The organism is Saprospiraceae bacterium (assembly GCA_016715965.1).
Taxonomy (GTDB): Bacteria; Bacteroidota; Bacteroidia; order Chitinophagales; family Saprospiraceae; genus Vicinibacter.
In genome coordinates, this window is sequence record JADJXG010000001.1 from 3,394,157 (window position 1) to 3,409,017 (window position 14,861).

At 37.5% G+C, this 14,861-nt stretch carries 15 protein-coding genes; 5 read left to right on the top strand and 10 right to left on the bottom strand.

All coding sequences use genetic code 11. The annotated features are described in order from the left end of the window. Positions 1-3: 3 nt before the first annotated feature. From rplW to IPM48_13200, 7 genes are all read right to left on the bottom strand, one after another. Positions 4-300, bottom strand: a complete 297-nt coding sequence (gene rplW / locus IPM48_13170; protein ID MBK9272536.1) for a 50S ribosomal protein L23 — start codon at positions 298-300, stop codon at positions 4-6. 11 nt (positions 301-311) lie between these two features. Next, entirely contained in the window at positions 312-938 is a 627-nt protein-coding gene (gene rplD / locus IPM48_13175; protein ID MBK9272537.1) for a 50S ribosomal protein L4, read from the bottom strand. After that, positions 938-1,567, bottom strand: coding sequence for a 50S ribosomal protein L3 (gene rplC, locus IPM48_13180; GenBank protein MBK9272538.1), 630 nt, complete (start codon positions 1,565-1,567; stop codon positions 938-940). The genes rplD and rplC overlap by 1 nt, the downstream gene beginning before the upstream one ends. Before the next feature lie 79 nt (positions 1,568-1,646). Then, entirely contained in the window at positions 1,647-1,955 is a 309-nt protein-coding gene (gene rpsJ, locus IPM48_13185) for a 30S ribosomal protein S10 (protein ID MBK9272539.1), read from the bottom strand. Between the two features lie 36 nt (positions 1,956-1,991). Then, complete coding sequence (gene fusA / locus IPM48_13190; GenBank protein ID MBK9272540.1) at positions 1,992-4,145, bottom strand: elongation factor G; 2,154 nt, start codon at positions 4,143-4,145, stop codon at positions 1,992-1,994. 12 nt (positions 4,146-4,157) lie between these two features. Continuing rightward, on the bottom strand, positions 4,158-4,625 hold the full coding sequence (gene rpsG, locus IPM48_13195) for a 30S ribosomal protein S7 (protein ID MBK9272541.1): 468 nt from the start codon (positions 4,623-4,625) through the stop codon (positions 4,158-4,160). Between the two features lie 41 nt (positions 4,626-4,666). Beyond that, on the bottom strand, positions 4,667-5,041 hold the full coding sequence (locus tag IPM48_13200; protein MBK9272542.1) for a 30S ribosomal protein S12: 375 nt from the start codon (positions 5,039-5,041) through the stop codon (positions 4,667-4,669). A 171-nt stretch (positions 5,042-5,212) separates the two neighbouring features. Here IPM48_13200 and IPM48_13205 point away from each other — a divergent pair, with 171 nt between their 5' ends. From IPM48_13205 to IPM48_13215, 3 genes are all read left to right on the top strand, one after another. Continuing rightward, the gene (locus IPM48_13205; protein ID MBK9272543.1) at positions 5,213-5,665 is read left to right on the top strand and encodes a GNAT family N-acetyltransferase; all 453 of its coding nucleotides are present in this window, start codon (positions 5,213-5,215) and stop codon (positions 5,663-5,665) included. Positions 5,666-5,727: 62 nt separating this feature from the next. After that, positions 5,728-7,296 (top strand): GMC family oxidoreductase, encoded by a 1,569-nt coding sequence (locus IPM48_13210; GenBank protein MBK9272544.1) that lies wholly within the window; start codon positions 5,728-5,730, stop codon positions 7,294-7,296. Positions 7,297-7,571: 275 nt separating this feature from the next. Next, a complete protein-coding gene (locus tag IPM48_13215) occupies positions 7,572-8,948 on the top strand; it encodes a hypothetical protein (GenBank protein ID MBK9272545.1) in 1,377 nt (458 codons plus the stop codon). An 11-nt stretch (positions 8,949-8,959) separates the two neighbouring features. Here IPM48_13215 and IPM48_13220 read toward each other — a convergent pair whose 3' ends face one another. The 3 genes from IPM48_13220 to IPM48_13230 form a co-directional block, all read right to left on the bottom strand. After that, entirely contained in the window at positions 8,960-9,418 is a 459-nt protein-coding gene (locus IPM48_13220; protein MBK9272546.1) for a type I restriction enzyme HsdR N-terminal domain-containing protein, read from the bottom strand. Next, positions 9,415-11,682, bottom strand: coding sequence for a hypothetical protein (locus IPM48_13225; GenBank protein MBK9272547.1), 2,268 nt, complete (start codon positions 11,680-11,682; stop codon positions 9,415-9,417). Before IPM48_13225 ends, IPM48_13220 begins: the two co-directional genes overlap by 4 nt. Before the next feature lie 113 nt (positions 11,683-11,795). Beyond that, positions 11,796-13,133, bottom strand: coding sequence for a dihydroorotase (locus tag IPM48_13230; protein MBK9272548.1), 1,338 nt, complete (start codon positions 13,131-13,133; stop codon positions 11,796-11,798). Positions 13,134-13,174: 41 nt separating this feature from the next. Between IPM48_13230 and IPM48_13235 the strand changes: the two genes are divergently transcribed. Further along, entirely contained in the window at positions 13,175-14,326 is a 1,152-nt protein-coding gene (locus IPM48_13235) for a 5-(carboxyamino)imidazole ribonucleotide synthase (protein MBK9272549.1), read from the top strand. 8 nt (positions 14,327-14,334) lie between these two features. Then, on the top strand, positions 14,335-14,823 hold the full coding sequence (purE, locus tag IPM48_13240) for a 5-(carboxyamino)imidazole ribonucleotide mutase (GenBank protein MBK9272550.1): 489 nt from the start codon (positions 14,335-14,337) through the stop codon (positions 14,821-14,823). The last annotated feature ends 38 nt before the right edge of the window (positions 14,824-14,861 follow it).

Consider the following 14,861-nt stretch of genomic DNA (forward strand, 5'->3'; position numbering starts at 1 on the left):
TTTTTATTCTTCACTGTAAATATTAATCTCTTCACCAGCGGCCAATGTGACGATCGCTTTTTTGTAGGCTGGTTTCCGTCCTCTCAACATATTTCTTTTGGTGTTTCTCACAACAGTCCTGGCCGGAATAACCATGGTATTGACTGACTCAACGGCAACGTTGTACATTTTTGCGATGGCTTTTTGGATTTCAATTTTATTGGCATCCCTACGGACAACAAAAGTGTACTGATTTCTGCTCTTTGACAGCCTTTCAGCCTTTTCTGTAATCACCGGTTTGATTATAATTTCATTTGTCATTTTCTGATAGTTTAACTTAATGTTTCAGAAATTTTTTGTATGCTAGATTCCAGCAACAACATATTCTTGCAATTGAGGATATCAAATGGATTGAGATCTGTTGCTACTCGCAAATGGGCCTTTTCAATGTTTCTGCCAGAATAATAGAAAGTTTGATTGTATTCCGGGGCAACGACCAAAGTTTTTACACCACTTAAGCCAAGATTTTTAAGAATGTTATTAAATTCTTTCGTTTTAGGAGATTCAAAACTGAAGTCTTCTATCACTGTAATTTTGGATTGAGCCGCCAATTGAGACAAAGCTGATTTACGGGCAAGAGATTTAACTTTCTTGTTCAGTTTTTGGGAATAGTCTCTTGGATGAGGGCCAAATGCACGTCCACCACCCTTAAACATTGGGTTTTTCAATGAACCAGCTCTAGCACCACCCGTTCCTTTTTGCCTTTTAAACTTCTTGGTGGTCCTATGAACATCGCCTCTTTCGGTGGAATCATGAGTTCCTTGCCGTTGATTGGCTTGATATTCCTTTACCGCCAAATACAATACATGCTCATTGGGCTGTATTCCAAAAATAGCATCGGGAAGTTCCGCTTGTCTTCCGGTACTTTGACCTTGAGTATTTTTAATATCCAGTTTCATTACTTAACGGTTTTTTCAATGATAACAATCGATCCTTTATGACCTGGAATGGCACCTCTGATCAACAAAAGGTTTTTGTCTTCCATGATTTTTGCAATCTTCAGGTTTTTTACTTTTACCTGTTCGCCTCCTGTACGGCCTGCCATGCGTAGGCCTTTAACAACTTTTGAAGGATAAGATGACGCACCAATAGATCCCGGTGCTCTGCTTCTATTATGTTGTCCATGGGTGGCATTCTGCACACCACCAAAACCGTGTCTTTTAACAACCCCCTGAAATCCTTTACCCTTGGTTAATCCAGTAGCATGAACGGTATCTCCTTCACTGAAAATTTCAGAAATACTGATGGTCTCACCAAGGTTCTTATTGAGTGGTATATTTTTAAATTCTTTTGACTCCTTTAATGCCTCTGAGCCAGCTTTGGTAAAATGACCTGTTATCGCTCTGTTGGCGTTCTTAGCCTTTCTTGAGCCATAAGAAAGTTGGAGTGCTGAATACCCATCAGAATCCTCTGTTTTAACCTGGGTTACCACATTGGGAGAAGCCTGAACAACCGTTACGGCAATGGCCTTGCCATCCGCTGCATAAATACTGGTCATTCCAACCTTTGTTCCTATTAATCCATTCACAATCGTATAGTTTTATGGTTAATTTAAGTCACAACATTTCATCTGTTATGACAAAAACAAAATTTCAATTTTTAAAAAATCAGGATAATTTGACTTGAATGTCAACACCGCTTGGCAGTTCGAGTTTGGACAACGCATCCACTGTTTTGGGAGTGGGCGTATAAATCTCAATCAACCTTTTGTGGGTCCGAAGTTGAAACTGCTCACGAGCTTTTTTATTTACGTGCGGTGATCGCAAGACCGTAAATATTTCTTTCTCAGTGGGCAGCGGAATCGGACCGGCAACAACTGCTCCGCTATTGCGGACAGTCTTGACAATCTTCTCCGTACTCTTATCCACCAGATTGTGGTCATAAGAGCGAAGCTTTATCCGAATTTTTTGATTCATGCCTTTTGAATTATTTAATCTATTTTATTATTTCAATTATACTTTTACTGTTCCTTTTGCTTTTGCAATGACCTCTTCCGCGATTTGCTTTGGCACCGGGGCATAATGTGAAAATTCCATTGTTGAACTCGCCCTGCCAGAGGTGATGGTTCTTAATTGTGTCACGTAGCCAAACATTTCTGAAAGTGGAACATCTGCTTGAATCGCCACTGCACCACCCATTCTCGGTTCTTGTCCTTTGGGTAGTCCCCGACGTCTGTTAAGGTCTCCAATGACCGGCCCAACATAATCCTCCGGTGTAATAACCTCCAGCTTCATGATGGGTTCCAATATATGGGGCGCTGTTTTTGGTGCGGCTTCTCTAAATCCATCTTTTGCACAAAGTTCAAATGCCTGGGGTTTGGAATCCACTGGGTGCATCGAACCATCAAAAACCCTAATCTTCATGCTATCAAGATTATATCCGGCCAAAATACCTTGACTCATCATAGAATCAAAACCTTTGGTAATTGCTGGCATATAGGATTTATCGATAGAGCCTCCAAAAATATCCCAAACAAACTGCATTTTCGTTCTACCTGATTTATAATCCTCGCTCTCAAGGAATTCTTCATCTGCAGGCCCAATGGTGAATGCCATGTCTGCAAATAATCCCGAACCACCAGTTTGCTTTTTAAGTCTCTCCCGATGCTCGATGGTTTTTGTCATTGCCTCTTTATAGTTCACTTGAGGAGCACCTTGATTACACTCCACATTAAACTCTCGTCTCAATCTGTCGACAATAATTTCCAAATGAAGTTCCCCCATACCACTAATGATGGTTTGGCCCGTGTTTTCATCTGTATAAACTCTAAAGGTAGGATCTTCTTCAGCCAGTTTGGCAAGAGCCATACCTAATTTGTCCTGATCTTTTTGAGTTTTAGGCTCAATAGCAATGGAAATAACCGGTTCAGGAAAATTCATTGCTTCGAGAATGATCGGGTTATTTTCATCACATAAAGTGTCGCCTGTTTTAATGTCTTTGAAACCAACTGCAGCTGCTATGTCACCTGCTTCCACATATTCAATTGATTTGCGGTCATTGGCATGCATCAAAAACAAACGGGAAATCCTCTCTTTATCAGTCGTAATTCTATCTTTATCAGACCTGACTTTCATAACATAGGAACCTGCATCCAATCTCCCTGAATAAACGCGCAAAAAAACCAATCTTCCAACAAATGGATCAGTGGCCACTTTAAAAGCAAGCGCGGCAAAAGGATCGTCAACAGAAGGTCTCCTTATTAGTTCGGCATCCGTTTTTGGATCAATACCATGAACAGCTTCCACATCCAAGGGACTTGGGAGAAAAGCACATACAGCATCCAAAACCGCCTGAACTCCTTTATTTTTGAAAGCTGAGCCACACATCATGGGCACAAACTTCATATCGCATACTGCAGCCCTGATGGCATTGATCATTTCTTGTTCTGTAATGCTTTCAGGATTGTCAAAAAACTTCATCATGAGATCGTCATCATACTCTGCAATATTTTCAATCAATGATTGACGATACTCCTGAACTGTATCTTTAATATCTTCTGGGATAGGAATTTCGGTATAGGTCATTCCCTTAGAAGCTTCATCCCAAACAATGGCTTTATTTGTGATCAGGTCAACCACTCCTTTAAAATTCTCTTCCGATCCAATTGGCACTTGTAAAGGGACTGCATTTGATCCCAACATTTTTTTAACCTGGTTGACTACCATAAAAAAGTCAGCACCCTGTCTGTCCATCTTATTAACAAATCCTAACCTGGGTACCTTGTAATTATCCGCAAGTCTCCAGTTAGTCTCGGACTGTGGTTCTACCCCATCCACTGCAGAAAAAAGAAAAACCAATCCATCCAAAACTCTCAACGACCTGTTTACTTCGACCGTAAAATCAACGTGTCCCGGCGTATCAATAATATTAACGGTAAAGGGCTGATCTTTCCAAATCCAATTGGTTTGGGTCGCAGCAGAAGTGATGGTTATACCACGCTCCTGTTCTTGAGCCATCCAGTCCATTGTAGCCGCACCATCGTGAACTTCACCAATTTTATGGGTTAGTCCAGTGTAATATAGAATTCTTTCAGTTGTTGTAGTTTTACCCGCATCAATGTGTGCAGCAATTCCAATATTTCTAAGATAATTAAGGTCCTTTGCCATTGGTGTTTGAAATTACACTTTAAAGTGAGCAAATGCTCTATTTGATTCCGCCATTTTGTGAGTATCTTCCTTTTTCTTTACAGCTGCTCCTTCTCCTTTAGAAGCTGCAATGATTTCTGAGGCCAGTTTATCAGCCATTCCCTTACCTGCACGTGCCCTAGAATATTTGATCAACCATTTAATACCTATGGACAGCTTTCTGGCAGGACGCATTTCCATAGGAATCTGAAAAGTAGCTCCCCCAATTCTCTTTGGTCTGACCTCAACATGAGGCATTACATTGTTTAAAGCTTTTTTCCAAACTTCGTGGGGGTTTTCGCTCGTTTTTGATTCAACAGTATCCATGGCTGAGTAAAAAATATGATATGCGGTACTCTTTTTACCTTGCCAAAGCATATTGTTTACAAATTGAGTCACCATGGTATCACCAAATCTTGGATCTGGTTCAAGTATTCTCTTCTTTGGTTTATGTTTTCTCATGATCTGGAATCCTCTGAATTTTGTCTAAAATGAACTTTGAATTACTTCTTTGGTCTTTTGGTACCGTAACGAGATCTGCTTTGTTTGCGGTTGTTGACGCCAGCAGTGTCTAAAGCACCACGAACAATGGTATACCTTACACCTGGCAGATCTTTAACCCTTCCTCCTCTTACCAGAACAATTGAGTGTTCTTGTAGATTATGCCCTTCACCCGGGATATAACAGATTACTTCTGTGCCATTCACAAGCCTCACCTTAGCCACTTTTCTTAAAGCAGAATTGGGCTTTTTGGGCGTCGTGGTGTAAACACGGGTACAAACTCCCCTTTTCTGTGGATTGGCCTGAAGTGCTCTGGATTTGCTTTTGTACTCCACCACTTCTCGCCCTTTTCTAATCAACTGGTTAATAGTAGGCATAAATTAAAATATCAATTAATTTCTTTTATTTTACTTAAATTATTATAAATCAATACCTTACAGGCACACGTATGCCATAAGGAGACGCAAAGGTAATATACTTTTGACAAATAGCAAAGAGTCGAAAATAATTTTCTGCCTAGATTTGCTGATTAACAAGCCATTAAAAAAATGAATCCGAATATCAAGATCAGAACTATGCAATTGGATGATGTGGAGGCAGTTCAGGGCCTCATTGTTGAGTTGGCATTGTTTGAAAAATGTCCTTTGGAGGTAAGGACTAGTAAGGAAGACCTGTTGACAAACTTACAAGAAGGCATATTTGAGGGTAAAGTGGCTGTCAATGAGTATGATATAATAATTGGTATGGCTCTTTTCTTTCCCTATTATTCCACTTGGAATGGAAAAACTTTATATCTGGAAGACTTTTATGTCAAGCCAGAATTCAGATCAATGGGTGTTGGACAAGAGCTTTTTGAAGCCTTCAAACAAACTGCCCTTGCTCACAATGCGAAGTTACTTAAATGGCAAGTGCTTGACTGGAATGTCGAAGCAAAAAAGTTTTACCTTAAAAATGGGGCTTTATTTCAAACCGGCTGGGAAAACGGAATTATCAGACTGTAACTTGAATTTGTCCTCAATATTTAAAAAAATTAATCTCACCTTTAGATTCAATATAAAAATCTTTGATTTTGGAGTTTGACTATATTGTTATCGGATCAGGTTTTGGCGGTAGTGTTAGCGCAATGAGACTATCTGAAAAAGGATACAAAGTCTTGATCATCGAAAAAGGGAAGCGATGGGGAAATAATGATTTTCCAAAAAGTAGTTGGAATCTTAGAAAATTCCTTTGGATTCCTTCATTGCGCTGTTTTGGAATTATGAAGATGAATTTTATTAACAAATTATTAGTCCTTAGCGGTGCAGGAGTCGGAGGAGGAAGTCTGGTTTATGGAAATGTGCACATGATTCCTGACGAACAATTTTGGGAAAGCGATGGCTGGCAGATAAAAAAAAACTGGAAATCAATTTTATGGCCATTTTATGAGAGGGCAAAGTACATGTTGGGTTCTACCATTTATCAAAAAGAATTCTATGAAGATAAAATCTTAAGAGATGTTGCCATTGATATGAACCGGGGTTCCACCTACAGAGCGGTAGATTATGTGGGAATATATTTCTCTGAAGACCAAAAAGCAAAAGATCCCTATTTTGGCGGGAAAGGTCCTAAAAGATCACCCTGTATTGAATGTGCCGGATGCATGATAGGTTGCAGGCACAATGCGAAAAATAGTTTGGATAAAAACTATTTGTGGTTTGCAGAAAAATATGGCGCCACTATATTACCTGAAACTTTGGTCACCAAAATTGAATATGTCCAAGGAAAATATAAGATTACTACGAAAACTCAAACAAAGCTTTTCGGAAAAGCTGAACAAGAATTTATTGCAAAGGGACTGATTTGCAGTGCCGGAGTGCTCGGCACCGTTAAACTACTTCTGCGGCAAAGGGATTTTTATAAAACCTTACCAGGATTGTCAAACCAATTGGGTCATTCTATCCTTACCAATCAGGAAATGATAGCGGGAATTGGTTATACGCCTTACAAACTAAACCATGGAATTGCCATCAGTAGAATGTTTCAACCCGATCGCAATACCTTTGTAGAATTGTGCAAATATCCAAATGGAAGTGGAACAATGTTCAAATTGGGTCTCCCTGCTGCTGGACCAGGACCAATTTTTGTAAGAATGATAAAGTCTTTTTTACAATGGATTAGAAACCCTCTGACCCTATTCAAAATAATCTTCCATCCCAAGACAGCAAACAGTTCTATAATACTTTTGGTCATGCAATCCTTACCAGGTAAATTAAAATTAGGATTAAAGTCTTTTTGGTGGGGAACAAAGCTCAAAATAGACAAGGATTTTCAAGAAAATATATCCAGCTATTTACCAATAGGGCAAGAGGTCATGTTAAAATATGCTCAAAAATCAAAAGGCATTCCACTTAATGCATTTAATGAACTACTTTTTGGCATGAATACCACCGCACATATTTTAGGAGGCTGTCCTATTGGTCCTCACTCAGCTACTTCTGTCGTAAATGAATTATTGGAAGTCCATAACTATCCAAACATGTATATCATTGATGGATCTATCATACCAGCGAATTTAGGGGTCAACCCTTCCTTAACCATTGCTGCAATGGCTGAATATGCAATGGATAGCATTCCAAACAAAAAGCAAAATTAGCCCTTACGATTCTTATGAAGAAGCACCATAAAATTATGCTTAAAAAAGCTGATATTAAGAATCTAAAAAAATCTATCCTGCATCAGGATCGCTCTACAATTATATCCATTCTCAATAAAATTAGAGTCTCAGATATAACATACCCATTAATCGTTGATTTGACCGATGTAATTTTGTTCTCTCTGGCACATCCTTTAAGCCAGGAAGTCCATCAATCAAGTACCCAAACACTGAAGTTTATTTCCAAAATGATTTTAAAGTTTCCAGTCGATGCAATGGAAAAATTTGACAATACCGGACTACCAAATTCAAACATTTATTCTCATTTTTCCTTCACCATTTTAAACTGGATTCAAAAAAACCATTTCAAAATTGAGTTAGATCATTATCCCGAACATTCAACAGAACTTTCGGATTTACTTTATCAAACTTTACCTCCTCACGAAAAAGAGCAATGCACTTTAGGTTTAAACAACAAGTTACTATTAAGACAATTGCACATAAAAGATTCCTGCTTGCTAAATTTCATAGTAAATCAAACCAAAATACTAGATTACTCGCCTTCCATTCAAGACTACTTTTTTGACAGATTAAATCTAGTATTTAAACTGAAACTTTCATCAAACTCTGTCACAAAGCTTAATAATTATATTCCAAGCGGATCTCCCTACATTCAGCAAGATTGGTCAAAAGATTTTAATACAAAACAATGGTTATTAAAAAAATTACCGGCCGGAACCAAAAATGATACTACAAATAGAGGCAAAATAATTTCCACAATAAAAAACTCTTTGATTTTACTGCAAAGAGAAACCGACCCTGTGACATATTTGGATCAGGAAAGTCTAAGGTATTATAATTTAGAACGAGGAATTGGCATTGCACTTTATACCATGACAACTGATCGGCAAATATATCCAGAGATATATATTGGTTATACCCTGTTCAAGAATGGAATTCCGGCAGCCTATGGTGGTGCATGGATCTTTGGTCAAACGGCACTTATTGGATTGAATATTTTTAATTGGTGTAGAGGTGGTGAATCAAATTTTCTTTTCGTACAAGTTTTAAGGCTATATCATCATATATTTGGAATTAGTCAATTCGAAGTAGAACCTTTTCAATTTGGAAAAGACAATCCCGAAGGGATTAAATCTGCCGCTTTTTGGTTTTACTATAGAATTGGATTTAGACCCGCAAAAAAATCAATCCATCAATTGGCCACCCAAGAATACCAAAAAAGACAGAGGAATGCCATGTATAAAACTCCAACTTCCCTTCTTTATAAATTTACAGAATGTAATTTAAGACTTCGGATCAACAATGATAATTTGATGCTTAAAACTACAACCGTACGGAATAGAATTCTTCAAATGATTACAATGAAGTACCATGGTGACAGATATCAAGCAACCCAAGATTGTTTACGCTGGCTTTGTGCTGAACTTGGCAACAATTCAATATTGGCAAACCTTTATCCGAAGGTTCCAGAAGAAATGGCATTAATGAATCGTGCTTTTGATTTTCCAATCAGTAAAGAAAAAAGTTTAATCAAATCTTTACTGCTAACAAAGAATTCAAATCAATATGAGTATCATGAATCGCTATTGAAATGGATGAAAAAAATTAAACTAGTGTATAACTTAGTTTAATCCAATGATCACTAATCTAGCAACAAAGAAGAATGGGGTAAAACTTCCAATTCCTCAATAACACCCTTCTCATGATCGATTCTGGCTATAAGACTTTGAAGTCCTGAAGTAATACAAAGATACCTGGCCCTGACTTCAAAATTGTATCTGGCTACCTGATTCCAAACCTCTTGTGATAAATTTGATTCAAAGGATTTACATTCTACCAATATCAGGGGACGAGCATTTTTATCATACACCAAAATATCAAATCGCCTTGAAAGTCCATGTAATTTAATCAATCTTTCAACAGCCATGTTTGAATATGAATATCCCAATATCTTGTGCAAGTGTATGATCATCAATTGTCTTACAAACTCTTCAGGCTGGTTCTTCACCCATTTTTTTCTGACTGGATCAAACAATAACTGATCGGGACTTCTTTGTACCAATGATTCCAGTGATTGCAAATTAAGATCAATCACTTTCATCCTCTGGACAGAACTGTGCGTTTAGATTGAATAAAAGATCCTTGAGCCGGAAGTTTCAAAAAATTTCTATATTCAAATAGTAAACTGGTACTAAAATCAATTATTTCAAAACCGGCAGCTTCCATGCACCTTCTAAAATGCCATTGCCATTCGAGTTGTTGAATTGAACCAACTTGAGGATTAAAAAGACCGTCAACAATCCATATTTTCTTCAATGTGCCTTTGAAAAGAAAGATCTCGGTCAACTGATCCAATGCACTGGAATCATCCAGAGTAATCTGATTCCAATCAGAATCTGACCATTGAAGTATCAAAGATTCTATATGTTTGGGTAGAAAAGATATGCAGTGTTCAGAAGAGTTGACAAATATTTTAAATTGAGGAAAATTGTTGTAAATAAATGAAGCAAATGAATGTAATACCTCAAAACTGTCAGAACCAAAATCACGTATTAAAACAGACTTAATAATTAATGGAGGGGATTGACTTAATGCGATTTGGAAACTACTTGTGTCTGAATAACCTTCAAATAGATTGATAAAATGATGGCATGATTTTAAAAATCTAGGTAGGTATTCATTTTGTAACTGATCGTTTAAATTCCAAACCTCATCCCAAATTTTATCAAAATCTGCTGGATAAAATTCCGGATGCAAACTCTCAAGGATTATTACCGGAAATACCATTGCAAGCGAATCCAATCTTTGATAATAATCGCTTAGTGAAAAGTGATGTCCCATGTTATTACCAATGGAGCTGTGCAATTCCTTACACTGCTTTTCCATTTCTATCAAGTTCAGATATTGTTCCTTTTCATACACAGAATGTAAATATTTCTGTATCTTACTTTTCCATACCAATAATGAATCAATGCAATTTGCAATTTGGTCATCCCCGGTGATGGATGGTGAATTTTTTGCCCCTTCAAACTGTTGATTGATGTAAAAATATTCTAAAGCATCTGACCATTGATCGGGAGGAATGGCCTTGAACCATAAAAGCAACTCCTTCTGTGAGGGGCTAAATGTATAAGTGAGTCTTTCCCACTCAAAATACTTTTCAAATTCAACATTTTGTTCCAAAATATCATAAACCAATCCCATTAACCTTTGCGCCAAAGAAATTTGACTGGAAAAATTTGAAACTTTATATTCGGGAACATGGATTAGTATTTTGGAGTTTTCCAAATCTTTATACCATACCTCAAATTGCTCTTTCAATGTATTTACACATTTTAGAAAAACTGAAGGTGTTTCATGGAAGTCAATCATTCTTTCAAATTCAAATGGCAAAGTATCTTCAATGGCTTTTTCCAATTCTACCTCCCACTCCAATTTGGAATAAGCCATTGAATTTGAAGAAATAATTCTTTCTTTTCCCAAATCAATTAAAAATGAAATCAAATTTTCAACTGCAAGTTGTTTCTCAATTGTATTATTGACAGGATTTTCAGTACTCAAATTTTGTAATTCCCACCCTGCTATTAATTGAGTTTTGATTTTCCTTAGTCGCCCGTAAACTTGATCTGCCAGTTCCGTTTGGATCATTTTAAACTCACTCAAAAGTACCTTTCCACGGGCATACCAATTTTGAAGAAAATGAGAAAAATAAGACCAAGCCTCGTCCACCAAAAACAACTCAAAGTTGACCTGATTCAAATTTTTCAAGGGATGATTTTCACGGAGTTGACCAAGAGCGTTGGCTGACAAATCATCGATGTTTCTTTTCAAAAAATAAATTTCTTCAGAACTTAGTTTGCTGGGAAAGTTGACCAGAAAATGGAAATTCTCCTTAGGGAGTCTTATGTATTTATTCAATAATAGCAGCAAAGAATCCTTGTTGGTTCCTTCGGGATAATAACATTGACTGATTGATCTCAATAGTAAATTTGCATGATCAACAAACTCTATTGTAGTACGCTTGAATGTATTGATATTTAAACTACCAGAAACGCTAACTGGCTTAAATCCCGCCAATTCTTTCTCAATTTCTGACCTGGAATGATGAAAACGTAAAAACAATGGACTCAAATTAAAGATATCCATAAACTCCTGAATGTCATTTAGTTGATTCAAATTATTCACAAGGACAAGTGTTTTTCTCTTTGTGATGAGATTCCTTAATAATTTATTGTGCATCCAAGTTTTATAGGCATTGGAAGTGGTAGGTCTGATGTGAATATTGGTCTCTGTCTCTGAGATCAACATGGATTGAGCGACATCATCAGGCATTGGATATAAATAGGAAAAGACCTCCTGGACCATTTTGAGTAATTATCAAACAGGGGTAAATATATATAAACTAATTTAATACGTTGCTAAAATTATAATAGATTCAATTCAAAATGAAATCTAACTTATTGAATTTATTCCACTTATTAGCGATCAAAGGATAATCTTTGGGCCGATGAACGGTCAGAAATTTTATGCCCATCATATATCATATGCCCGTTGACCCAGGTACTGCAAATTTTGCCGGTCAATAATTTTCCTTCAAGTGGAGACCATTTGCATTTATAAAAGAGTTCTTCCTTACGCACCAAAGTTTGAGAATTCAAATCCAATAATATAAAATCAGCAAAATAACCCTCCCTAATAAACCCCCTTTCCTTAATCTGGAAGCACTGCGCAGGAGCATGAGCCATTTTTTGTACAATGAATGGGAGGTCCCAATTCTCTTCTTTGGCCATGGTTAGCATTAACAAAAGCGGGTGTTGAATTAATGGAAGTCCGGCAGGAGCTTCCAAATAAGTCTGCATTTTTTCATCGTAAGTATGAGGCGCATGGTCAGTCGCAACAACATCCAAAACCCCCTCTTTCAATGCCTTCCTTAAAGCAATTCTATCAGAACGCTTCTTAATTGCTGGATTGCATTTGATCAGATTTCCCAGTGCCGCATAATCACCCTCATCAAAAAACATGTGATGCACGCAGACTTCAGAAGTGATTCTTTTTTGATCCAGTGGTATTTCTGAACGAAAAAGATCAAGCTCCTCTTCTGTCGAAATATGCAGAATATGAAGTCTGGTATTGTGCTTTTTAGCCAATTCTACCGCAAAATTGGAAGAATTAAAACAAGCTTCCCTACTTCTGATGCTTGGGTGTTCAAAAATTGGCAGCTGTTGTCCATATCGCTCCTTGAATTTAATGGCATTGTCTCTAATTATTTTTTCATCTTCACAATGGGTCGCTATTAAAGCATTGGCGTTGGCAAAAATTCTTTCCAATACCAAGGGATCGTCTACTAACATGCCTCCGGTAGAAGAACCCATGAAAATTTTAATTCCACAAGTTTGGTTGTAATCGATTGACATGATTTCATCATAATTTTCTAGAGAAACACCCATAAAAAACGAATAATTTACCGCTGAACTTTTGGATGCAATGGCATATTTCTCTTCTAAGAGTTCTTTGGTAAGGGTATTCGGCTTTGTGTTTGGCATTTCCATAAAACTCGTGACCCCACCAGCTGCCGCTGCCCTCGATTCGTGGAATATATCCGCCTTATTTGTCAATCCTGGTTCTCTGAAATGAACTTGATCATCAATGCATCCTGGCAGTAAAAATAGTTGGTTGCCTTCCGCTATGACGGCATGTGGGTCGGATAAATCTCTGCCAATTCTATAGAACCTATCACCTTTGATGTGTACATCCCCATCAAAGACACGACCTTCGTTAACAATCTGCACATTTTTGACAATCGTATTTATTTGCATATATTTCATGTAAATTTTGAATCTTTGCCCAATATCTGGATATGGCTTTTGTACCTTCAACATTAAAAATTGGAATTCTAGGTGCTGGACAACTTGGCAAAATGCTTGCGCAAGAAGCTTCCAAACTTGATATCGAACTCCATTTCCTCGACAAAAGTAAAGATTATCCAGCTGGTAAAATTACCCGATTTTTCACTGAGGGAGATTTTACTGATTACGCCGATGTATTAAATTTCGGCCGCCATTTAAACACCATTGGTATTGAAATTGAAAATGTAAATCTGCAGGCTTTACATGAATTGAAAAGCATAGGAAAGAAAGTGATCCCGGATCCAGGAATTCTAGAGATAATTCAGGACAAAGGTCTGCAGAAGATTTTTTTTAAGAAACACCAAATACCAACTGCTCCGTTTACATTATATGACCAAATTGAATCCATTCTTCAAGATATCGAACTAGGCAAACTAAAATACCCATTCGTTCAAAAGAGCCGAAAAGGAGGATATGATGGAAAAGGTGTATCAATTATTAGGTCAGAAAATGACTTGGACAAATTACTGGTTGGCCCAACCGTGGTAGAGCAAATGGCCAACATCGAAAAAGAACTTAGTGTTATCTGTATCAATGGACAAAAAAATGAAAGATTGGCTTATCCTGTTGTTGAAATGGATTTTCATCCGGAAGCCAATTTGGTGGAATATTTACTTTCTCCCGCGCAGATTGAAACCAATCTTTCTGCCCAAGCCCAATCAATTGCATTAAGAATTTCCGAATTACTCCAAATTGAAGGTCTTTTGGCAGTAGAGATGTTCCAAAATAAAGACGGCAGTATTTGGGTAAATGAATTGGCTCCCCGACCTCACAATAGTGGTCATCATACCCTGGATGATGGATCATGTTCTCAATTTGCAAATCAAATTCGCGTTTTGGCAAACTTGCCTTTGGGTACAGTAATGCCTGATCGCTTTGCCATTTTAATCAATTTGATTGGTAGTGAAGGGTTTTACGGTCCCGTCAAATATCTGGGCATTGAAGAATGCAGCACTCTGCCAGGAATTCACATTCATCTTTACGGCAAATCAGAAACAAAGCCCAATCGCAAGATGGGGCATGTTTGTATTACGGATATTGATCTTGAAAAATGCAAAGAAAAGGCTAACTTCGTGCGTCAAACTATAATAGTAACATCATAATTTAATTTATGAAAGTTGGAATAATAATGGGTTCTGATTCTGATTTACCCATCATGAATCAAGCAGTTGAGATATTATCTGATTTTGGAGTTGATTTTGAACTGAGAATCGTTTCAGCTCATCGCACTCCAGAACATATGATGACTTATGCCTCTCAAGCCAAATCCTTAGGTCTTCATTTGATCATAGCAGGAGCAGGCGGAGCGGCTCACTTGCCAGGAATGGTCGCTTCTATCACTACCCTCCCTGTAATTGGTGTTCCAATCAAATCCTCCAACTCACTGGATGGCTGGGACTCTATCCTATCGATTCTGCAAATGCCCAATGGAGTACCCGTCGCAACAGTGGCTTTGAATGCAGCAAAAAATGCTGGCTTGCTTGCAGTTCAAATCTTAGCTCTTCAATCAAATGAACTCCAGGCAAAACTTGTCCAATACAAGCTAAGAATGAAAGATGATGTTTTACAAAAGGATCAAAAATTAAAAAATAAAGAATAAAACTTCCTAATTAATAGAGTTAATGTAGTTGCTGTTAT